Below are 19,336 nucleotides of genomic sequence, written 5' to 3' on the forward strand. Positions count from 1 at the left end.
GGCCAGCCCATGCTGGCGCACAAGGCGGTGCATGAGGCACACGTGGCGGCAGAAGTCATCGCGGGTGAACTGCAGGGCAACAAGGAACTGGCAGCCGCCGCCTTCAACGCCCGCGTTATTCCCAGTGTGGCCTACACCGACCCCGAAGTGGCCTGGGTGGGCCTGACGGAAGACCAGGCCAAGGCCCAAGGCATCAAGGTCAAGAAGGGCCTGTTCCCCTGGACGGCCTCGGGCCGCGCCATTGCCAACGGCCGCGACGAAGGCGTGACCAAACTGCTGTTCGACGACTCGCCCGAGGCCCATGGCCACGGCAAGATCCTGGGCGGCGGCATCGTGGGCACCCACGCGGGCGACATGATTGGCGAGATCGCCCTGGCCATCGAAATGGGCGCCGACGCTGTGGACATCGGCAAGACCATCCACCCGCACCCCACGCTGGGCGAAAGCATTGGCATGGCGGCGGAGATTGCGCATGGCAGTTGCACTGACGTGCCGCCGCAAAAGAAGTGAGCCAATGAGGCTCTGAAAATGCTACTGATTCAGTAGCTAGCCGCGCAAGCTCTGCAAGGGCTGCGCGGCTTTTTCTTTTATGGTTTGCTACCGTGGCTCGTGGGACCTGCCGTGGCATACTTTTGGGCTATTTCGGCGCGCGCAATGACCCCCATAAAAATCACCCTTTACCGACCTACTGGAACCCGCTGCCGCCTGACCCCCGAGAACACGCCCATGCGCCACCAAGAATCCCAACACACCGAATGGAAAGAAACGTGGCGCGACGACTATTTGCGCTGGGTGTGTGGCTTTGCCAATGCGCAAGGCGGGCGCTTGCTGCTGGGGGTGAATGACAAGGGCCAGGTGGTCGGCCTGCCCGATGCGGCCAAGTTGCTGGAAGACCTGCCTAACAAGGTGCGCGACCTGCTGGGCATGGTGGTGGATGTGAACCTGCACGAAGAAGGTGGAGAAGGCGACTTGCCGTATCTGGAGCTGGTGGTGCAGGCCTACCCCAACCCCATCAGCTACCGGGGCCACTACTACATGCGCAGCGGCAGCACGCTGCAAGAACTTAAAGGCGCGGCGCTAGACCGCTTTTTGTTGGGCCGCCAAGGCCGCACCTGGGATGGTGTGCCGCTGCCCCAGTTCAGCCTGGCCGATGTGTCGCCCTCTGCCATGGCGCGGTTTCGCCAGCTGGCCCAGCGCAGTGGGCGGCTGGATGCCGAGACGCTGGCCGAGAGCGATGCTAATTTGCTGGACAAGTTGCGCCTGAAAGACGGCGCTTATTTCAAACGCGCTACCGCTTTGCTGTTTGCGGCTGACCCGCAGCGCTTTGTGACTGGGGCGTTTGTGAAGGTAGGGTATTTCCAGACCGAGACCGAGCTGCTGTACCACGACGAGGTGGAGGGCGATCTGTTCCACCAGGCCCAGACCACGCTGGATTTGCTGCTGACCAAGTACCTGAAGGCTGTGATTTCATACGAGGGCATTGTGCGTGTGGAGACCTTCCCCGTGCCGCGTGCCGCGCTGCGCGAGGCGGTGCTGAACGCGCTGGTGCACCGCGACTACGCGGTGACCGCACCGGTGCAAATTCGGGTGTACGAAGACCGCTTGCGCCTATGGAACCCGGCGGTGCTGCCCGAGGGCTGGACGATGGACACGCTGCTGGGCGCGCATTCGTCCAGCCCCTACAACCCGGCGCTGGCGAATGCTTTTTTCAGGGCGGGCGAGATTGAGGCCTGGGGCCGTGGCGTGGAGCGGATTTTTGCGGCCTGCGAAGCAGCGGGGTCGCCCAAGCCGGTGCTGCGCTATGAGCCCAACGATATGTGGCTGGAGTTTGCGTTTGACCCGGCGTATTTGAAGGTGCTGCGGGCTGGGCAAAAGCAGGCCGAACAAGTCGAAGTCCTGGTTGCCCCCGAAGTCACCGAACAAGTCACCGAACAAGTCACCGAACAAGTCACCGAACAAGTCGAGCGCCTGATGAATGTGCTGGGCGATCAAACACTGAGCTTGCAAGCGCTGATGCAGGCATTGGGCTTGGTGCACCGACCCAACTTTATGGCGCTGTATGTGCGGCCCGCGTTGGGTGCTGGGCTTGTGCAAATGACCGTGCCAGAGAAGCCGAACAGTCGGCTCCAAAAATACCAATTGACTGCCCTAGGGAGACAGTGGCTTAACAAGGACAGGCCATGAGCAAGCTGAGCCAGCAACAAATCAAACTCGACGAGCGCATGTGTTTCGCCTGCTGACTGATGGCACCAGCGTGAGTGAAAACCGCGCGACGGGCGAAAAAAGCTCCACGGTGCGGTTCATCGATTTTGACAAGGTGAGCAACAACCGTTTCATTGCGGTGTGCCAGTTCAAGGTGCGTATTTTGGGCACAGAGCACCACATCGTTCCCGACGTAGTGCTGTTTGTGAACGGTATCCCGGTGGTGGTGGTAGAGGCCAAATCACCGAAGGTGAAAGACGCTTTGTCGGTGATTGACTACGTCATCGTGCATGAGTTGGCGCATCTGTTGGAGTCGAATCACACGCCAGACTTCTGGAACATTGTGCGAGCCAAGGTGCCCGGAGTTCAATTTGATAGTTTTATTGAGTCGCGATTGGCCTGAGTGCGCGTCTCAGCAAACAAGGTGAAAAGCACCTTCAAAAACTCGTGGAAAATAGCGGGCTTGCTGCCGCCCCTTGGGGTGCTGCACCCGCCCCGGTTTTCCACCTTTTTGCTCCCCTGAGCCTGTCCATGCAAGACGTTCAAAACTCCAAGATCTCTGTCGAGAAGATCGGCGGCACTTCCATGACCGCCTTTGGCGATGTGCTGCGCCACATCATGCTGCACGATCCCCAACGCATTTACGGCCGGATCTATGTGGTGTCCGCCTACTCTGGGGTGACCAACCAGCTGCTGGAGCACAAGAAGACGGGCGAGCGCGGCATCTACGCCCTGTTTGCTGAAGGCAAGGGCTACCAGGACGCCTTGACCCAACTGGCCGCCAGCCTGAAAAAGCTGAACGCGGGTTACGCCGACCTGGGTTTGCCGCTCAATGTGGCCGATGCCTTCATCGACCAGCGTATCGGCCAGGCGCGCGAATACCTGAACGCCATGCAGCATGTGCTGGCCAGCGGTTACCTCAGCCGCAAGGATGTGCTGCTGGCGGCGCGCGAAGTGCTGGCCTCCATTGGCGAGTCGCACAGCGCGTTCAATTCGGTCGAGATCCTCAAGGCCAATGGCGTCAATGCCATCCTGATGGACCTGGCCGGTTTCAACGACAGCGAAGCATGGACGATTGACGAGCGCATTGCCCACAGCTTCAAGGACCTGGACCTGAGCGACAAGGTCGTGGTGGCCACTGGCTACACCAAGGGCACCGAAGGCATCATGCGCGAGTTTGACCGGGGCTATTCCGAGGTGACTTTCAGCAAGATCGCCGTGGAAGTGCGCCCCGCCGAGGCCGTGATCCACAAGGAATTCCACCTGTCGTCCGCCGACCCCAACCTGGTGGGCCTGGAAAACGCCATCGTGGTGGGCGCCACCAACTACGACGTGGCCGACCAGCTGGCCGACGTGGGCATGGAAGCCATCCACCCGAAGGCCGCCAAGCCGATGGAACTGGCCGGCATTCCCATCCGCCTGAAGAACACCTTTGAGCCCAACCACCCCGGCACACTCATCACGAAGGACTTTGTGGGCGAGCGCGCCCGTGTGGAAATCGTCACCGGCACCGACAAGGTCACGCTGATCGAGATTCACGACCCCAGCATGGTGGGCACCGTGGGCTTTGATGCGGGCCTGATGAACGTGTTCTGCAAGCACGACGTGAGCTACATCCTGAAGGCGACCAACGCCAACTCCATCGCCCACCTGGTGTGGGACAACCAGGTCACGCCCGAGCTGGTGGCGGAGCTGCAAGACGCCTACCAGGTCGTGACGATCAAGCCCAGCGCAATTGTTTGCACCATTGGCTCCAACATCGGCATTCCCGGCGTGCTGGCCAAGGCCGCGCAGGCGCTGGCCGATGTCCATGTCAATGTGAACTGCGTGTCGCAAACCCTGCGCCAGGTGAACATGCAGTTCGTGATCGAGCGCGAAGACTACAAGACCGCCATCAAGGCGCTGAACATGGCGCTGTGCGTCAACTCGGGGACGCCGGTTCCGAGTGTCTGACGCGAGCGTGGCGGGGCAGCGCTTTGCGGCTTCCTGCGCCCGAACCAGAGCCCGCCGTGAGCGGGCTTTTTTTGTGGTGTGCCCAGCATGGGCGCACATCCGCGCTGCGCTGTACCGCCAGCGATCATTCCCTCGTGCTATTGAATCAATAGCTGCTCGGCCATGATTGACAAGCGCGTTCTGTTGTTTTCACTCTGATTTTCTTGTCGGAAGCCTTTTTGCATGCAAGCCCTCCTTGACGCCATAGCCGCCATGCCTTTGCCCACCGATGCAAGGCGCATTTTTCATGGCCGTGGCGGGCGCTTTCCTGGCTGTGAGCAGTGGACGCTTGATGCCTACCCGCCCGTTTTCGTGCTCACCAGTTTTTTGCCTGCGGGCGACGAGACAGAGGCGCAACTGGCCGCCATCGGCGCCGCACTGGCCCAGCGGTGGGAGGCCTTGGCGCCAGGGCAGCCACTGAACTGGGTGTTCCAGTGCCGCAACGAGGCGCTGCGCACCCAGGGCCGCACCGAAACGCGCTTGATGGCCGGCAGCGTGCCCGACCCGCATGTCGTGACAGAGCACGGCGCCCAGTTCAAGGTGCATGTGCTGCGCGGCCAGAACCACGGCCTGTTCCTGGACATGGCGGCGGGCCGCCGCTGGGTGCATGACTACGCTGCCGCGCGCCGCGCCGACCGCTATGGCCTGAAGGTGCTGAACCTGTTTGCCTACACCTGCGCGTTTTCGGTGGTGGCGCTGCAGGCGGGGGCCAAACAGGTGGTCAATGTGGACATGAGCCACGGCGCCATCGCCATCGGGCAGCAGAACCACCAGCTCAACGGCATTGCCACGGGTGCCGCCTTTTTGCCGCACGACATCTTCAGCAGCTGGGGCAAGATCAACCGCAGCGGCCCCTACGGCCTGGTCATTGTGGACCCGCCCAGCTACCAAAAGGGCAGCTTTGTCGCCACCAAGGACTACGCCCGCCTGATGCGCCGTCTGCTCGACCTGCTGGCGCCCGGCGGCCACGCACTGCTGTGCCTCAATGCGCCCGAGCTGGGCCTGGCCTTTTTGCAAGACCAGATGCGCGAGCTGGCGCCCGAACTGCGCTTTGTGGAGCGCGTGGCCAACCCGCCCGTGTTTGCCGATGTGGACGAGGGCAGGGCGCTAAAGGTGCTGGTGTACCAGGCGCCTGAGCTGCCCGGCCAGGGCGGGTGAAGGAAGCACTGCCCGGTGGCAGGGTGCGCCATTTCGCGAGTTGCTTTTAATTTAATAGCTGTAAGCGCTTATCTGGCGGGCGCTACAGGCCAAAATCGCCCTCAAACCTCGGGGGCGTGCAATGGCCTTGGCCGCCGTTTGCCCGTGCCGCCCCAGCGCAGCGCGTCTTCGCCCGGTATGCCCAGCGGGTTGTTGGCTGGCTCGGTCAGTGGTGCGAGCAGTGCGTGCAGGTCGGCCTCGCTGAATTTGACCGCACCCTCGGTGTCGTGGCCCAGCACGCCCTGGGCCAGCGCGGCCTTGCGGGCCTGCAGCTCCAGCATGCGTTCTTCGATGCTGCCTTCCACCACCAGTTTGTAGACAAACACGGGCTGGTCCTGCCCGATGCGGTGGGCGCGGGCGGTGGCCTGCTCTTCGACGGCGGGGTTCCACCAGGGGTCGAGGTGGATCACGGTGTCGGCGGCGGTGAGGTTCAGGCCCAGGCCACCGGCCTTGAGGCTCACCAGCAGGATAGGGGCACTCGTTTCGTCCTGCGCCTGAAAACTTTTGACGACTGCACCGCGCTGGCGGGGCGGCGTCTGGCCGGTGAGCGTGAGGTAGGGCAGGGCCAGGGTGTCGAGCAATTCGGCCGCCAGCGCCAGCATTTCGGTGAACTGCGAAAACACCAGCACGCGGCGGCCTTCATCGACCAGCGCGGGCAACAGGTCGGCCAGCAATTCCAGCTTGGCGCGTTCCATGGTGTGGGCCGTCTTCGTGGTTCCTTTCACCAATCGGGGGTCGCAGCAGACTTGGCGCAGCTTGAGCAGGGCGTCCAGGATGGCGATTTGCGAGCCTTCGAAGCCTTGCCGCTCCAGCGCGCGGCGCACCTGCTTGTCGGCGGTGGTGCGCACGGCCTCGTACAACTCGCGCTGTTTGCCCTGCAACTGCACGCGCAAGATGGTTTCGGTGCGCGGCGGCAGTTCGGTGGCCACGTCCTGTTTGCGGCGGCGCAGGATGAAAGGGCGCACGCGCTGCGCCAGCAACTGGGCGCGCAGGGTTTCGCCGTTCTCCTCGATGGGCTTGCGCCAGCGGGCGTTGAAGCTGCGCACGTCGCCCAGAAAGCCGGGCATCAAAAAGTCGAACTGCGCCCACAACTCGCCCAGGTGGTTTTCGAGCGGCGTGCCGGTCAGGCACAGCAGGTGCGGTGCCTGCAGCTTGCGCAGGGCGCGGGCGCTGCGGCTGCCGGCGTTTTTCACCATCTGCGCTTCGTCCAGGATCAGCAGGTGAAACGGCTGCGCGGCCAGTGCCTCCACATCGCGCCAGAGCAGCGGGTAGGTGGTCAGCACCAGGTCGTGGTCGGCCACCTGCAGGTAGCGTTTGCCACGGTCTGCGCCATGCAGCGCGAGCACGCGCAGTCCGGGAGCCATGCGCGCTGCCTCGGCCTGCCAGTTGAAGAGCAGCGAGGTGGGCAGCACCACCAGGGCGGGGCGCTTCAGGCGCCCGGCCTCCTTCTCTGCCAGCACATGGGCCAGGGCCTGCGCGGTTTTGCCCAGCCCCATGTCGTCGGCCAGGATGCCGCCCAGGCCCTGCTCGCGCAGGTATTGCAGCCAGGCCAGGCCTTCGAGCTGGTACGGGCGCAGCTGCACCTGCAGGCCCTGCGGTGCGGCCACCGGCTGCGGGGTGCCGATGGTGCGCAGGCGCTGGGCGAGCTGCGCCAGGCCCGCGTCGCCCTGCAATTGCCAGTCGTTGTTCCAGCCGTTGACCGTGCCCACGCGGTGGGCCTGCACCAGCCCGGCACGCAGGGCTTCGATGCGGCGGGCTTCCCAGGCGCCCAGGTGCAGCGGGTCGCCGTCTTTGCGCTGATTCCGTGTCGGGTCGGTCAGCAGATCCACCATGGCGCCCACGATGGCCTTGAGCGGGCCGGCGGGTGCTTCGATGCGTTTGCCGCCCGGGGCGCGCAGAGAAATGATGGCGATGTCGTCAATGGCGGCCATTTGCTGGGCGTTGAGCCAGCGGGCGTCGCGGCGCAGCAGGTCGGCCAGCATGGGGGCCAGGTCCAACGTCTGGCCGTCGATCTCGATCCCCAGGCTCAGCAGCCAGGCGCCTTCGCGCTCGGGCAGCATGAGCTTTTGCACGGGGCGTTCGCGTGCGGCCAAGGGTCCATCTACTTCCTTGCCCAGCAGCTCACCGGTGTCGGGGGCGATCAGCAGCTTCCAGCGCTGTACGGGCACGCTTTCGTGCGCAAAGCCGGGGTGCACCACCACGCTCCAGCCCTCGGCGCGCAGCTGCGGGATCTGCTCGGCCCAGAAGTCGCCAAAGTGCGCCTCCTGCGCCAGCGTCCACACGGGGCCCAGCGTGGCGGCGGCAGCGCGGTGGCGCCATTGCAGCTTGGTGGCGTCCACGGGGATCAGGCCCAGGTCCCACATGCGGTCCATGGCGTCGGATTCAGCCGCCAGATTGCGCTGCATGCGCACCACGGGACCGCCGGTGTCGAACAGGTCTTGCACCGGGGCCGGGCGCGCGTTGAGGATGGAGGCGGGGGCGGGCGTCTGCCAGGTGGCACCACTGTCGGTGCGGTAGGTCCAGTCGATCCGCACCAGCGTCACGCTGTCGCCGCGCGGGCCCAGCTTACCTTGCGGTTGCAGGCCCAGCAGGCCATCGCCACGGCCCAGGGTCATGAGGGTGATGCGGGGGCAGAACCTCCCGTGCGCCAGCGCGGGCGTGGCGGTGGGCTCTGGCGCAAGGGCAGGCAGCGCCGCTTGCGGCGTTTCCTCGCGCAGCAAGGCCATGACGCGGGCGGCTTCCGCGCCCGACAGCGGTGTGAGCGTTTTCAGGGTGGCGGCATCGGCATGGCTGCGCAGTGCCTGAAGCCACATCGCCACGGCCTTTTCGCGCGCCGCAGGATAGGGGCCGGGGGAGAAAGGGGCGTTGTTGCCAGCGGTAGCCATGGGCTGCAATTTTGCCTTGCGGCCGGGTGCCGGATATTGCCAGTTGGCGGTGCGGGTAAAACGCCGGGCGCCAACCTGGAATGCGCCGTGTATATAGAGAAAACCGCGTTCCGCGCTTATGCCATCAGCGGGGATAGCTATTTTTTTAGGAGCGTTCTGGCGGGGCCGGCAAACGCAACCGGGCCTGTTGCACAACTTGCACGCAGTCGCGCAGATGCTGTTCACCCAGATAGCGCAAGGTGGCATAGCCGACCGTTGCCGCCACCACCTGGCCTGCCAGTGGCACGTATTTGGCCAGCTGCCTGGTGGTCAGGCGCAGGCCCACCGTGCGGGTGGCGCGCAGCACGAGTTCCTTGGTGATGAACTTGCCGATCAGCACCGAGCCGACGAGCGCGACCGCTTTTTGCACCTGCTCGCGCTTTTGGGGGTCGAGCTGGTCGAGTTGCTCGGGGGTAAGGCCAAACTGGGCATTGATTTGCGGCAGCAGGCGCGAGAGCAGGGCGGCATCGACCGCCCAGTCCAACCCTGGCACGGGCACCGCGCTGGCCGCCGCCGCCACCAAGGCGCGCCGGTGCAGCAGGCGGCGGCTGCGCTGCACGGCCGCAGCCAGCTCCGGGTGATCAGCGGCCATTTGCCGGGCGGATGGCATGGGTGCGGCGCCTTGCCTGCAGTGCTGTGAGGGTGTCGGCGATCAGGTCTTGCTTTTGACCAGGCTGTAAATTGCCAGCAAGATCACGGCGCCGACCACCGAGGCGATCCATCCTGCCGGTGCGCCTTGGGTGTACCAGCCCATGGCAGCCCCCACGTAGCTCGCCAAAAACGAGCCCGCCACGCCGAGCAAAGCCGTCATGATCCAGCCCATCTTGTCGTCGCCCGGTTTGATTGCCCGTGCAATGAAGCCAACGATGAGTCCGACGATGAGGGTTCCGAGGATTGAGAGCATGGGTACACCTGGTAAGAACAAAGATGGGTGCCACTGTATGGCAAATTCACCAGACGCGTGTGTCAGACAAGGCCTTGTGCATTCGGACGGGAAGATTTTTTTAAGGATGGCTGCCGCGGCATGGCGCGGACGGCAAGAGAAATGCATATCGGCCTTGTCCGACATGCCAGCGCGCTGCGCGCCTGCGCATTGCGTGGGAGCGGGACTATGGGTGCAACCCTGCCGCGCGCCTAAAGTTTCAGCTACTGATGGACTCTTAAGGAAATCGCATGAAGAACTTTTCGGCTTCTGGCCTGTTGGCCGCCGTGGCGTGGGTGGTGGCAGGTGTATTTTCGGCGCCCGCTTTTGCCCAGGGCGGCGAAGAAGCATCGCTGACGCGTGGTGCTATTCCGGACACCACCGCCCAGCAACGCTACCAGTCAGCCATCCGCGAGGCGGGAGGCGGGCTGAAAATTAGCCTGGAGGAGTGCCGGGCCATGCCCCAGGGCAAGGAACGCAAGGGTTGTGAGGCGGATGCCCGGTCTCGCTACCAGCAGGACATGGCCAATGCACGCGCCATGCGCACCAACCCCCATCTAGGCCCCGTGAATATCACGGGTGGTCCGATACGAAGCACTGAAACAGTGACGACGGTCACACCATGACCGGTTTGGGCGGCGCTGCACGAGACGGCGGCGCTGCTGGCGCAATTTCAGGGCTGGGCCTTGGCTTCCACCGTCACACGGCGGGCACCGTCAAAGCGGCGCTGCCAGTACGACTGGCGCATGTCCTCCACCCGCACCTCACTGCCTGTGCGCGGTGAATGGATGAATTTGCCGTCGCCTACGTAGATACCGACATGGCTGAAGGCGCGGCGCATGGTGTTGAAGAACACCAGATCGCCGGGTTGCAGCTCTTTCTTGTCAATGACCTCGGTGCTGGCGGCTTGCTGGTCGGCCTTGCGGGGCAGGACCATACCCACGGTTTTTTCGTACACAGCGCGCACGAAGCCGCTGCAATCAAACCCGGTGGTGGCACTGGTGCCGCCCCGGCGGTAGGGCACGCCGATGAAACCCATGGCGTTGCCGATCAGATCCGCGGTACGGTCTGCGACCACATGGGCTTTGTCTGCGACGGAATGGCGCACTTCATCAAGCTGGGTTATCAAGCCTTTGTCGGCCAGAAAACGCTCGATGTCCTCGGGGGATGCCGCTGAAGGGGCAGCTTGGGCGGCAGAGGCGCAGGTGAGGAGTAAGGCAATGAACCAACGGGACATGGGTGCGGAGACTAACACGCTTTTCTTACACGCCCGGAATCCGGTGTTCTGCGCAAGTCATTGATTTGAATCGCTTTACGGTTTTAGCAGGGGGATTTTCGGTGTAGTCTGCTGCCCATGCACATTGAGACCAGCGAACCCCGGGACTTTCCCCCTGCACCCGTTTCCAATCAGATCCCCTCGCAACTGGCGCTGCGCCGTGTCGCCATCGACACCTGGCGCGAAAACGTCGCCTACCTGCACCGCGACTGCGCGGTGTACCGGGCCGAGGGCTTTCAGGCGCTTTCCAAGATCGAGGTGCGCGCCAATGGGCGTCATATCCTGGCCACCGTGAATGTGGTGGACGACGCCGCCATCGTCGGCTGCAACGAACTGGGGCTGTCGGAAGACGCCTTTGCCCAGCTCGATGTGGAAAACGGCCACACCGTCTCGGTAACGCAGGCAGAGCCACCCGAATCCATGGGCGCGCTGTTTCGCAAAATTGCCGGCGAGCGCCTGACACGGGCGGACTACGCCGCCATCGTGCGCGACATTGCCGGCCACCACTATTCCAAGATCGAGCTGACGGCTTTTGTCGTTGCCTGCAACCGCGACGAGCTTGACCGCGAAGAAGTGTTCTTCCTGACCGACGCCATGGTGGCCAGCGGTCGACGGCTCGATTGGCACGAGCCGCTGGTGGTCGATAAACACTGCATCGGCGGCATTCCTGGCAACCGCACGACCATGCTGGTGGTGCCCATCGTGGCAGCGCACGGCATGCTGTGCCCCAAGACATCGTCGCGCGCCATCACCTCGCCGGCAGGCACGGCCGACACCATGGAGGTGCTGGCCAATGTGGAGCTGCCCTTCGAGCAGCTGGCCGACATCGTGCGCGACTACCGCGGCTGCCTCGCCTGGGGCGGCGCGGCCAATCTGTCGCCCGCCGACGATGTGCTGATTTCGGTGGAGCGCCCGCTGTCGATCGACTCGCCCGGGCAGATGGTGGCTTCCATCCTGTCAAAAAAGGTGGCTGCCGGCGCCACCCATCTGGTGCTCGACATCCCCATCGGCCCCACGGCCAAGGTGCGGTCCATGCCAGAAGCCCAGCGCCTGCGCCGGTTGTTTGAATATGTGGCGCGGCGCATGGGCCTGTCGCTGGACGTGGTCATTACCGATGGCCGCCAGCCCGTGGGCAACGGCATTGGCCCGGTGCTGGAGGCGCGTGACGTGATGCGCGTGCTGCAAAACGACCCAGACGCGCCCAACGACCTGCGCCAGAAGGCCTTGCGACTGGCGGGCCGCCTGATTGAATGCGACCCCGACGTGCGCGGTGGCGACGGCTATGCCATTGCGCGCGACATTCTCGACTCGGGCCGGGCGCTGCGGCGCATGGAAGACATCATCAACGCGCAGGGCAGCAAGGGGTTCGATCACCTGCACCCGCAACTGGGCCCGCTGACCTTTGAGGTCTGCGCACCGGAGAGCGGCACCGTGGTGGGCATCGACAATTTCCAGATTGCCCGCGTGGCGCGCCTGGCCGGGGCGCCCAAGGTGCAGGGCGCGGGCGTTGACCTCATGCACAAGCTGGGCGCCACGGTGGCGCAGGGTGATGTGCTGTACCGCGTGCACGCCGGCTACCCCGCCGACCTCGAATTTGCCCGGCAGGCCAGTGCGCGCGACATCGGCTATCGCCTGGGTGCTGCCGACGCCGTGCCCCAGGTGTTTGTGGAGTTCTGACCATGCAACTCGCTCCCCCGCAGGCCTGCCTGCTGCATTTTGCGGACGAGACCGATGCCGCCCGGCGGCTCGGGCAGGCCGCGCAGTTGCCCGTGAAGACGATCGACCGCCACCGTTTCCCCGATGGCGAGCTCAAGCTGCGGCTGCCGGTGGATGGGGCAGGGCGCCTGCCACCCCATGTGGTGCTGCTGCGCAGCCTGCACGAGCCCAACGAAAAGCTGGTGGAGTTGCTGCTGGCGGCTCGCACCGCCCGCACCCTGGGTGCACGGCACATCACGCTGGTGGCGCCCTATATGGCTTACATGCGGCAAGACATGGCCTTCACGCCGGGCGAAGTGGTCAGCCAGCAGGTGATTGGCGGGTTTCTGGCCGGGTTGGTCGATGCCGTCATCACGGTGGACCCGCACCTGCACCGCGTGGCGTCGCTGAAAGAGGCGATTGCCGTGCCGCAGGCCATCGTGCTCAGCGGTGCCGAGCCGCTGGCCGACCTGATTGCGCAGCGGCGCCCGGGTGCCTTGCTGGTGGGGCCCGATGGCGAGTCGGCCCAGTGGATTGCCCAGGCGGCCGCACGCCATGGTTTTGACCGTGCCGTGTGCACTAAGGTGCGCCACGGCGACCGCGATGTGACCATCGAGTTGCCGCCGATCAACGCCCAGGGGCGCACCGTGGTGCTGCTCGACGACATGGCCAGCACCGGCCGCACGCTGGCCCAGGCGGCCCGGCTGCTGCGGGCGGCGGGCGCGGCGTCGGTGGACGTGGCCGTCACCCATGCGCTGTTTGCCGGCGATGCCTTGCAGGCCCTGCACGATGCCGGGGTGGGCGAGGTGTGGAGCACCGATTGCATTCCCCACGCCAGCAACGCCGTGCCCATGGCGGAACCCCTGGCGGGTGCGCTTCGTTCGCTGTTGCCTGCATGACTTGGGCTGCGACAATCAGTGCCTTCCGCGTGCCACTGACCGCTTTCGAAAGACACCATGCTGCTCGACGCCTCTGAATCCCAACTCGTTCTGGTGGACTACCAGGAACGCCTGATGCCCGCCATCTTTGAGGGCCCTGCCGTGCTGGCCAATGCGCTGCGCCTGGCTAAGATTGCCCAGCTCATGGAGGTGCCTGTATGGGGTACCGAGCAAAACCCCTCGCGCCTGGGGGGCAACGATGCCGCGCTGCGCGCCCTGTGCCACAACACCCTGGCCAAGATGCATTTCAGCGCCGCCGAGGAAGGCCTGGGTGAATGGCTGCGCCCGCCCGCCAAACCCCAGCAGGGCGGCAATGCCCGCAGCCTGCCCAAGCACCTGCAAAAGCCCGCCCAGCAGGCCCCCGAGCGCGGCACCATCGTGATTGCTGGCTGCGAAGCCCATGTATGCCTGCTGCAGACCGCGCTCGACTTGATTGAAGACGAGTTCGAGGTGTGGGTGGTGACCGACGCCTGCAGCTCGCGCACCGAACGCAACCGCGATGCCGCCTTCGACCGCCTGGCCGGAGCGGGGGCCGAACTGGTGACCACCGAGATGGTGGCGTTTGAATGGCTGCGCACCTGCGAAAACCCGGTGTTCAAGGACGTTCTGGCGCTGGTGAAATAGCGCCGCTGGTTTTTTGGTGATTTTGGGTCTTTTTGGCCTCTAGCGCTTATTTATAAAGCGTTGGTAGCTATTGAATAAATAGCATAGCGAATACTTCGGTGCGTCAGCTTGCCGCAAGCCCGTTATGAATAATTATGAATTCAAAACCTGCATCCCCTGCAGGACAAGAGATGCCGAGGAGACGCTCCATGCCCAATTACGCCGACTTTTATCGCCAGTCCATCGACCAACGCGACGCCTTCTGGGCCGAGCAGGCCCAGCTGATTGACTGGAAAACGCAACCCCAGCAGATCTGCGACTACAGCAACCCGCCGTTTGCGAAGTGGTTTGTCGGCGGCACCACCAACCTGTGCCACAACGCGATCGACCGCCACCTGAAAGACCGCGCCAGCCAGCCGGCGCTGGTCGCCATCTCCACCGAAACCGACACCGAGCGCAGCTACAGCTTTGCCGAACTGCACGCCGAAGTGCAGCGCATGGCCGCCGTGCTGCAAAGCCTGGGGGTGAAGAAGGGCGACCGCGTGCTCATCTACATGCCCATGATCGCCGAGGCCGCCTTTGCCATGCTGGCCTGTGTGCGCATTGGCGCGCTGCATTCGGTGGTGTTTGGCGGCTTTGCCTCGGGCTCGCTGGCCTCGCGCATCGAGGATGCCGAGCCCGTGGCCATCGTCAGCGCCGATGCTGGCTCGCGTGGCGGCAAAAGCGTGCCCTACAAGCCGCTGCTGGATGAAGCAATTGTGCTGTCCAAACACAAGCCTGCCGCCGTGCTCATGGTGGATCGGGGCCTGGCGCCCATGGCCATGCGCGCCGGCCGCGACCACGACTGGGCCGCGCTGCGCGAGAAGCACCTGAACACCACCGTGCCCTGCGAATGGGTCGAATCAACGCACCCCAGCTACACGCTCTACACCAGCGGCACCACCGGCAAACCCAAGGGCGTGCAGCGCGACACGGGGGGCTACACCGTGGCGCTGGCGGCGAGCATGAAGCACATCTTTGACGCCAAGGCGGGCGATGAGGTTTTCACCGCCGGGCCGCCCCAAGGTGAAAACGCGGCCCCCCCGGGGGGCAGCGACCCGCGCGAGCGGCGGAGCGTGGGGGTCTTTTTTGCCACCAGCGACATCGGCTGGGTGGTGGGGCACAGCTACATCATCTATGGCCCGCTGATCGCCGGCATGACCACCATCATGTACGAAGGCCTGCCCACGCGGCCCGACGCGGGCGTGTGGTGGAGCATTGTCGAGAAATACCAGGTCACCCACATGTTCTCGGCGCCCACGGCGGTGCGGGTGCTCAAAAAGCAGGACGCCAGCTGGCTCAAGAAGTACAACGTTTCCACCCTCAAGGCGCTGTGGCTGGCCGGCGAGCCGCTCGATGAACCCACCGCGCAGTGGATCAGCGACGCCCTGCAGGTGCCCATCATCGACAACTACTGGCAGACCGAGACCGGCTGGCCCATCCTCACGCTGGCCAACGGCGTGGAGCAGCAAACCACGCGCTTTGGCAGCCCTGGCAAGGCCATGTATGGCTACCACGTCAAGCTGATCGATGAGAGCAACGGCGAAGAACTGACGGTACCCAACCAAAAGGGCGTGGTGGCCATCGAAGGGCCGCTGCCCCCCGGCTGCATGCAAACCGTGTGGCGCGACGACGACCGCTTTGTCAACACCTACTGGAAGAGCATTCCCGGCCGCCTGATCTACAGCACGTTTGACTGGGGCATTCGCGATGCCGACGGCTACCACTTCATCCTGGGCCGCACCGACGACGTGATCAACGTGGCCGGCCACCGCCTGGGCACCCGCGAGATCGAGGAGTCCATCTCGTCCCACCCCAACATCGCCGAGGTGGCCGTGGTGGGCGTGGCCGACAGCTTGAAGGGCCAGGTGGCCATGGCCTTTGCCGTGCCGCGCGATGCCTCGGGCCTGACCGACGACGCCGCGCGCCTGAAGCTCGAAGGCGAGGTGATGAAGCAGGTGGACAGCCAGCTCGGCGCCGTGGCCCGGCCCTCGCGCGTGTACTTTGTGACCGTGCTGCCCAAGACGCGCAGCGGCAAGCTGCTGCGCCGCGCCCTGCAGGCCGTGGCCGAGCGCCGCGATCCGGGCGATCTGACCACCATGGACGACCCGGCCGCGCTGCAGCAGGTCAAAGATCTGGTCGGCCCCTGACCGCCGGGCTCGACGCGGCACAAGCCGTGTCAAAAACAATAGCTGCTCGCGCTTTATGGATAAGCGCTGCAGCCGTTTTTAGATCAAATATTCTGCGACGTGCTGGTGCTGCCACGCCGTGGGTTGTCGCCAGTGGCGGGTCCAGTCGATGAAGGCACCGAGGGGCATGGGCCGCGCAATGCAATAGCCCTGGGCCTTGGCGCAACCGAGCTGCAGCAGCAATTGCCCTTGTTCGATGGTTTCCACGCCCTCGGCAATCACCTGGTAGCCAAACGACTGCGCCAGCCCGATCACCCCTTGCACGATGGCCCGGTCTCCCGGGTCGGCCATCATGCCCTGCACGAAGCTCTGGTCGATCTTGAGCGTGTCCATCGGCAGGCGGCGCAGGTAGGTGAGCGATGAATAGCCGGTGCCAAAATCATCAAGCGAAACCACCACGCCCAGCGCGCGCAGCGTGGCCAGTGTCTCGGCGACCGCCGCCAGGTTGTACAACGCCGCGCTTTCGGTGATTTCCAGCTCCAGCAGGCAGGGCGCCACCCGAGGGTGGCGGGCCAGGCACTGCACCATCCACGCGGCAAAACCGGGTTGCTGAAGTTGCTGGGCCGAGATGTTGACGCTCACAGGCAGGTTCAGCCCTGCATCCAGCAATTGCTCGAGCTGTGCCAGTGCGGCTTCGACCACCCATTGGCCAAAAATAATCTCCAGCTCGGTGCCGTCCAGCAGCTGCAAAAAAGCGCCCGGTGGCAGCAGACCGCGCTCGGGGTGCTGCCAGCGTGCCAGCGCCTCGGCCCCCACCACCTGACCTGTTTGCATGACCACCTTGGGCTGCAGAAACAGCACGAACTGCGCCTGCGCCAGGGCCTCGCGCAGGCGCAGGCCCTGTTCGCGTTGCGCGCGCTGGGCGCGCTCTTGCGCAGCGTCAAACTGGTGAAACCGGTTGCGTCCTGCCTGCTTGGCGGCATACATGGCCTGGTCTGCGTGGCGCAGCAGGGTGTCGGCGTCCGCGTCGTCCGCGGGGAACACCGTGTAGCCGATGCTGGCCGTCACCGCCACGCGCTCGGTGTCCAGCGTGTAGGGCGCAGAAATGCTCTCCATCACGCGTTGCAGCAGGCGTTCGCCATCGGCGTGCGTGGCCAGGCCGGGCATGAGGATCACGAACTCGTCGCCGCCCAGGCGGGCCACGCAGTCTTGCGGGCGCAACGAGCGTGAAAGCCGGCCCGCCACCACCACCAGCAGCCGGTCGCCCGCGCCGTGGCCCAGGCGGTCGTTGACGGGCTTGAAGCCATCAAGGTCCAGGTAGGCCACGCCCAGCTGGGTGCCTTGGGCGCGGGCCAGGGCCATGCCGTCCTGCAGCCGGTGGGCCAGCAGCACGCGATTGGGCAGGCCCGTCAGTGCGTCGTAATGGGCCAGTTTTTGCAGCAGCTCTTCCTGCTCGCGCTGCGGCGTGACGTCAATGGCCACGCCCAGCATGCGCGTGGGCTGGCCGGCGCCGTTGTGGCCGATGATCTTGCCCAGGTTGCGAATCCATCGGGTCCCTTCCTGGGGCAGCGTCACTTTCCAGGTAGCGTCGAACGGGGTGGCAGGATGGGCGCTGTGGCGCGCGACTTCCGCTGAAATGCCGGGCAGCGTGTCGGCGGCCACCCCGGTCGTCCAGTGCACGGCGGGCGCGGCCGCATCGTCGGTGCCTGCGCCACGCAGGGTGCGCCAGCGCGCATCGCCATGGACCATGCCGGTTTGCAGATCCCAGTCCCAAAGCCCCAGCGCGGCGGCCGAAATGGTGAGCGACAGCAGCGCTTCGCGCTCGCGCACCTGCTCTTCGCTGCGCTTGCGGTCGGTGATGTCCTGCAGCGCGAAGAGCCAGCACGCTTCGCCATCGAACTCCGTGGCGCGCATGGATTGCAGCACGGTGCGCTCTTCGCCGCTGCGCGTGATGATCGGAACCTCGTAGGCGTCGAGCTGGCCGTCCTGCCGGGCCACGTCAATGAGGCGGGCACGATCGGGCGCCTCAAAAATACCCAGTTTGATGGCTGAGCTGCCCACCGCTTGTTCGCGCGTGAAGCCCAGCACTTGCTCCCACGCGGGGTTCACTTCCACATAGGCACCGTCGCTTTGCCGCGTCATGCCCATGGGGTAGGGCATCAGGTGGAAGATGCGCGAAAACCGGTCTTCCGACTGGAGCAACCGTTGCGCGGAGCGCTTGGCCTCGTCAATGTCTTGCAGCACGCCGCGCATGCCGGTGACGGCGCCGTCCTGCAGCACCGGCGCGCCGCTTGTGCGCACCCAGGCGTGGCGGCCATCGGTGCGGACGATTTCGACCTCCAGGCTCCATTCCTCTCGGCGGTGGATGCAGTTGTGCGATGCGCGGTGCACCGCGTCCTGCCACGCGGGCGCCACGAAACGTTCGATGTAGTCACCCGCCAGCGGGGCACCTGGGGGCAGGCCGTGGATGTCATAGCAGACATCCGACCAGTACACCATGCCCGGTGTGCGCGAACTCTCCCATGCGCCCAGACGCGCCATGCGACCGGCCTGCTGCAGCAGGTTGTTCAGAGCCCGCAACTCGTCGCTGATGCGCTGCGCCTCGGTCATGTCGTGAAAGACGAACAAGAAACAGTCTTCCCCCTCCACCACGATGCGGCGCGCCGACATCAGGCCCGGTACGCGCTCCCCGTTGCGCTGCGCCACCATGGGCAGGCGGTCCACCCGGCCTTCGCGCTGGTAGGTTTCGAGCATGCGTGCGCGCTCAGTGGGCGATGCCCAGATGTTGAGTTCTGTGGATGTGCGTCCCAGCACGGCGTCGCGCCCTTCACCCAGCAACTCGCAAAAGGCCGGGTTCACGTCGAGATAGCGCCCGTCCGATATCCGCGAAATGCCCGCGGGGTCGGGCAGCGTCTGGTAGATGGTGGTGTATTTGGCTTCCGAGGCCCGCAGCGCCTCCTCGACCTCGCGCTGGGCCGTGATGTCCACGTCCATGCCCAGCAGCGTCAGCGGGCGCCCGTCGGCATCGCGCTCGTCCACCAGCCCGCGCGATATCACCCAGCGCCAGCGGCCCGCCGTGTCCAGAATGCGGAACTCGGCTTCGTAGGTGTCGAGCTGCCCGCGCATGGCGCGATCCATCTTGTCGGCAAGGCGTGCGGCATCGGCCGGATGCTTGCGCGTGTGCCAGCGTTCCCAGGCGTCCTCTGTGTCGGCGGCTTCCATGCCGAAGGCGGCATAAAAGCGGCCATGGCATGCCAGCTTCTGGCGCGAAATGTCCCATTCCCAGCGCCCGCCGCCCAGGGCATCGAGCGCCAGGCGCATTTGCTGATCGCGCTGGCGCAAATCACGGTTGGCCTGCTGCTCGGCGGCGAGGTGATTTCTGAGGTCCGGCACAAGATCCATGCGCCGAGTTTAGGCCC

Annotated in this window: 14 protein-coding genes and 1 pseudogene; 10 read left to right on the plus strand and 5 right to left on the minus strand. The window is 65.0% G+C overall.

Annotated features, from left to right (window positions below):
* From J8G26_RS15575 to J8G26_RS15595, 5 genes and pseudogenes are all read left to right on the plus strand, one after another.
* Positions 1 to 510, plus strand: a pseudogene (locus tag J8G26_RS15575) (dihydrolipoyl dehydrogenase); the annotation flags it as partial.
* A gap of 216 nt (positions 511 to 726) precedes the next feature.
* Positions 727 to 2,184: a Fic family protein gene (locus J8G26_RS15580; RefSeq protein ID WP_210570028.1), complete on the plus strand. Its 1,458-nt coding sequence runs from the start codon at positions 727 to 729 to the stop codon at positions 2,182 to 2,184.
* A 40-nt stretch (positions 2,185 to 2,224) separates the two neighbouring features.
* On the plus strand, positions 2,225 to 2,605 hold the full coding sequence (locus J8G26_RS19645) for a type I restriction endonuclease (RefSeq protein ID WP_143218392.1): 381 nt from the start codon (positions 2,225 to 2,227) through the stop codon (positions 2,603 to 2,605).
* A gap of 128 nt (positions 2,606 to 2,733) precedes the next feature.
* On the plus strand, positions 2,734 to 4,155 hold the full coding sequence (locus J8G26_RS15590; protein ID WP_210570029.1) for an aspartate kinase: 1,422 nt from the start codon (positions 2,734 to 2,736) through the stop codon (positions 4,153 to 4,155).
* 222 nt (positions 4,156 to 4,377) lie between these two features.
* Positions 4,378 to 5,352 (plus strand): class I SAM-dependent methyltransferase, encoded by a 975-nt coding sequence (locus tag J8G26_RS15595; protein WP_210570030.1) that lies wholly within the window; start codon positions 4,378 to 4,380, stop codon positions 5,350 to 5,352.
* Between the two features lie 101 nt (positions 5,353 to 5,453).
* Here the strand turns inward: J8G26_RS15595 and J8G26_RS15600 are convergent, their stop codons facing one another.
* The 3 genes from J8G26_RS15600 to J8G26_RS15610 all read right to left on the minus strand — a co-directional run bounded on the left by J8G26_RS15600 (position 5,454) and on the right by J8G26_RS15610 (position 9,219).
* Positions 5,454 to 8,204 (minus strand): DEAD/DEAH box helicase, encoded by a 2,751-nt coding sequence (locus J8G26_RS15600; RefSeq protein ID WP_246881434.1) that lies wholly within the window; start codon positions 8,202 to 8,204, stop codon positions 5,454 to 5,456.
* A 217-nt stretch (positions 8,205 to 8,421) separates the two neighbouring features.
* Positions 8,422 to 8,925 carry a hypothetical protein gene (locus tag J8G26_RS15605; RefSeq protein ID WP_087745905.1) on the minus strand — a complete coding sequence of 168 codons (504 nt, stop codon included), beginning with the start codon at positions 8,923 to 8,925 and terminating at the stop codon, positions 8,422 to 8,424.
* A gap of 42 nt (positions 8,926 to 8,967) precedes the next feature.
* The gene (locus J8G26_RS15610) at positions 8,968 to 9,219 is read right to left on the minus strand and encodes a GlsB/YeaQ/YmgE family stress response membrane protein (RefSeq protein ID WP_087745903.1); all 252 of its coding nucleotides are present in this window, start codon (positions 9,217 to 9,219) and stop codon (positions 8,968 to 8,970) included.
* 269 nt (positions 9,220 to 9,488) lie between these two features.
* On the opposite strand from J8G26_RS15610, the gene J8G26_RS15615 reads away from it, so the two are divergent.
* Entirely contained in the window at positions 9,489 to 9,863 is a 375-nt protein-coding gene (locus tag J8G26_RS15615; protein WP_087745901.1) for a hypothetical protein, read from the plus strand.
* Between the two features lie 47 nt (positions 9,864 to 9,910).
* Here J8G26_RS15615 and J8G26_RS15620 read toward each other — a convergent pair whose 3' ends face one another.
* Positions 9,911 to 10,474 (minus strand): C40 family peptidase, encoded by a 564-nt coding sequence (locus J8G26_RS15620; RefSeq protein ID WP_210570031.1) that lies wholly within the window; start codon positions 10,472 to 10,474, stop codon positions 9,911 to 9,913.
* Between the two features lie 117 nt (positions 10,475 to 10,591).
* Between J8G26_RS15620 and J8G26_RS15625 the strand changes: the two genes are divergently transcribed.
* From J8G26_RS15625 to J8G26_RS15640, 4 genes are all read left to right on the plus strand, one after another.
* Positions 10,592 to 12,190, plus strand: coding sequence for a thymidine phosphorylase family protein (locus tag J8G26_RS15625; protein ID WP_246881430.1), 1,599 nt, complete (start codon positions 10,592 to 10,594; stop codon positions 12,188 to 12,190).
* 2 nt (positions 12,191 to 12,192) lie between these two features.
* Positions 12,193 to 13,107, plus strand: coding sequence for a ribose-phosphate diphosphokinase (locus J8G26_RS15630; protein WP_210570032.1), 915 nt, complete (start codon positions 12,193 to 12,195; stop codon positions 13,105 to 13,107).
* A gap of 57 nt (positions 13,108 to 13,164) precedes the next feature.
* On the plus strand, positions 13,165 to 13,770 hold the full coding sequence (locus J8G26_RS15635; protein ID WP_210570033.1) for an isochorismatase family protein: 606 nt from the start codon (positions 13,165 to 13,167) through the stop codon (positions 13,768 to 13,770).
* 188 nt (positions 13,771 to 13,958) lie between these two features.
* A complete protein-coding gene (locus tag J8G26_RS15640) occupies positions 13,959 to 15,938 on the plus strand; it encodes a propionate--CoA ligase (protein ID WP_210570035.1) in 1,980 nt (659 codons plus the stop codon).
* 78 nt (positions 15,939 to 16,016) lie between these two features.
* Here J8G26_RS15640 and J8G26_RS15645 read toward each other — a convergent pair whose 3' ends face one another.
* Positions 16,017 to 19,319, minus strand: a complete 3,303-nt coding sequence (locus J8G26_RS15645; RefSeq protein ID WP_210570036.1) for an EAL domain-containing protein — start codon at positions 19,317 to 19,319, stop codon at positions 16,017 to 16,019.
* Positions 19,320 to 19,336: the final 17 nt, after the last annotated feature.

This window comes from Acidovorax sp. JG5, from assembly GCF_017939685.1.
Taxonomy (GTDB): Bacteria; Pseudomonadota; Gammaproteobacteria; order Burkholderiales; family Burkholderiaceae_C; genus Acidovorax.

Excerpts from the sequence above, each read along its gene's own strand:
- J8G26_RS15590 (WP_210570029.1), top strand. The coding sequence starts at position 2,734 with ATGCAAGACGTTCAAAACTCCAAGATCTCTGTCGAGAAGATCGGCGGC.
- J8G26_RS15635 (WP_210570033.1), top strand. The coding sequence starts at position 13,165 with ATGCTGCTCGACGCCTCTGAATCCCAACTCGTTCTGGTGGACTACCAG.
- J8G26_RS15600 (WP_246881434.1), bottom strand. The coding sequence starts at position 8,204 with ATGTGGCTTCAGGCACTGCGCAGCCATGCCGATGCCGCCACCCTGAAA.
- J8G26_RS15640 (WP_210570035.1), top strand. The coding sequence starts at position 13,959 with ATGCCCAATTACGCCGACTTTTATCGCCAGTCCATCGACCAACGCGAC.
- J8G26_RS15595 (WP_210570030.1), top strand. The coding sequence starts at position 4,378 with ATGCAAGCCCTCCTTGACGCCATAGCCGCCATGCCTTTGCCCACCGAT.
- J8G26_RS15630 (WP_210570032.1), top strand. The coding sequence starts at position 12,193 with ATGCAACTCGCTCCCCCGCAGGCCTGCCTGCTGCATTTTGCGGACGAG.
- J8G26_RS15580 (WP_210570028.1), top strand. The coding sequence starts at position 727 with ATGCGCCACCAAGAATCCCAACACACCGAATGGAAAGAAACGTGGCGC.
- J8G26_RS15620 (WP_210570031.1), bottom strand. The coding sequence starts at position 10,474 with ATGTCCCGTTGGTTCATTGCCTTACTCCTCACCTGCGCCTCTGCCGCC.
- J8G26_RS15615 (WP_087745901.1), top strand. The coding sequence starts at position 9,489 with ATGAAGAACTTTTCGGCTTCTGGCCTGTTGGCCGCCGTGGCGTGGGTG.
- J8G26_RS15625 (WP_246881430.1), top strand. The coding sequence starts at position 10,592 with ATGCACATTGAGACCAGCGAACCCCGGGACTTTCCCCCTGCACCCGTT.
- J8G26_RS15645 (WP_210570036.1), bottom strand. The coding sequence starts at position 19,319 with ATGGATCTTGTGCCGGACCTCAGAAATCACCTCGCCGCCGAGCAGCAG.
- J8G26_RS15605 (WP_087745905.1), bottom strand. The coding sequence starts at position 8,925 with ATGCCATCCGCCCGGCAAATGGCCGCTGATCACCCGGAGCTGGCTGCG.
- J8G26_RS15610 (WP_087745903.1), bottom strand. The coding sequence starts at position 9,219 with ATGCTCTCAATCCTCGGAACCCTCATCGTCGGACTCATCGTTGGCTTC.